Here is a 1,700-nt window from a genome sequence, read left to right as displayed (position 1 = left end):
GAGGAATAGTCAAGACCTGTGGATCAAGTCAGTCGCGGTGGTGTCGCTGACGTAGTCGGCGACTGGCGTCAGCGCGGACGCGTCGGGTTCTTCCGGCTTCGGCGAGCAGGGTGAGGACGGCGGGTGAGGGCAGGGTCTCGACGGCCTTGCGCTGGAACCAGTCGGAACCGGTGGTGACTTCCTCCGGGCCCCACGGCTCGCCCACGGTGATTGACCGCAGCAGGGTCCATTCGCGCAGTCGGCGGGCGAGGAACTCCCGCTCCGTGCTGATCTCGGCCATCGTGCGGGCCCAGGCGGTGAACCCCTCGCCGGTCAGCAGCTGCGCCGCATGACGGTCGAGGTGGCGGAGGATGGCCGACTGCGCCATCGTCGTGTCCGAGTCGCGCAAGATGCTGGTCACCAGTTCGGCTTCGTCTTCGTCACGGACGACGGCCAGCTCGTGCAGGTAGCGGGCGAATCGCTGGTGCTCGTCCCCGGCGGAACGGTCATCGGCACCGTTGGGGCCATTCACGCGGCGGCCTCCTCGGGGCGCTCGACCAGGTGGCCGCGTTCAAAACGGGCGCCGGCCCGCACCAGCGCAACGAGATGGGGTGCGTTGACCGCGCGCCAGCGTGCCTGCGCGGATTCGATCAGCTTGAAGACCATGGCGAGAGCGGCTCCCCGGCTGCCGGCGCCCTTGGTGACCTTCGTCCGTAGCCGGACCGTGGCGAAGGTCGACTCGATCGGATTTGTGGTGCGCAGATGGATCCAGTGCTCGGCGGGGAAGTCGAAGAACGCCAGGAGTTCGTCCTCGTCGTCCGTGATCCGCTTGACGACCTTGGGGTATTTCGCCTGGTAGGCGCGCTCGAAGTCGCGGACGGCCCTGGTCGCGTGCTCCTTGTCCTCGGCGTTGTAGATCTCCTGGATCGCGCGCTTGGCCGCGGGCTGGGCCGACTTTGGTAGCGCGTCCAAAACGTTGGCCGTTTTGTGAACCCAGCACCTTTGATGGCGGGTGTCGGGGAACACCTCGTTCAGCGCGTTCCAGAAGCCGAGCGCGCCGTCGCCGACGGCCAGGACCGGGGCCCGCATGCCCCGGCGGGCGCAGTCCCGCAGCAGCCCGGCCCATGCCTCGGACGACTCGCGGTATCCGTCGGTCATCGCGATCAGTTCCTTCGTGCCGTCGGCCCGCACGCCCATCACCACCAGGACCGCGGCTTTCGCCTCCTCCAGGCGGATGCGCAGGTGGACGCCGTCGGCCCAGACGTACACGTAGTCGGTGGCGGACAGGTCGCGGTCCATGAACGCCCTGTGGTCGGCCTGCCATTGGACGGTCAGCCGAGTCACGGTGGCGGGTGAGAGGCCGGCCGAGGAGCCGAGGAACTGCTCGAGCGCGGGTACGAAGTCGCCGGAGGACAGGCCGTGCAGGTAGAGCAGCGGCAGCACCTCGCTGATCTTCGGGGACTTCCGTGCCCAGGGTGGCAGGATCGCCGAGGAGAACCGCTTGCGTTCGCCCGTGGCCTCGTCGATGCGCTTGTCGTTCACGCGCGGGGCTGTCACCTCGATGACTCCGGCGGAGGTGGTGACCTTCCGCGGCTGGTGATGGCCGTTGCGCACGACCAGTCGGTAACCGCTCTCGTCCCGCTCACCGGCCAACTCGGCTATGTAAGCGTTGACTTCCGCCTCCAGGGCGGCGGCCAACATCCGCCTCGCGCCCTCGCGGA

2 protein-coding genes are annotated in these 1,700 nt (G+C 68.4%); both read right to left on the bottom strand.

Features of this window, described 5'->3' with window-relative positions:
* Positions 1-28: 28 nt before the first annotated feature.
* Positions 29-511 carry a hypothetical protein gene (locus ACFU6I_RS48580; RefSeq protein WP_384380994.1) on the bottom strand — a complete coding sequence of 161 codons (483 nt, stop codon included), beginning with the start codon at positions 509-511 and terminating at the stop codon, positions 29-31.
* The coding region (locus ACFU6I_RS48575) for an IS256 family transposase (protein ID WP_384380991.1) at positions 508-1,700 on the bottom strand (1,193 nt) is incomplete at its 5' end. The genes ACFU6I_RS48575 and ACFU6I_RS48580, both read right to left, overlap by 4 nt.

It is taken from the genome of Streptomyces sp. NPDC057486 (genome assembly GCF_042802415.1).
Taxonomy (GTDB): Bacteria; Actinomycetota; Actinomycetes; order Streptomycetales; family Streptomycetaceae; genus Streptomyces; species Streptomyces yanii.
This window is presented reverse-complemented; position numbering and strand designations above follow the sequence as displayed.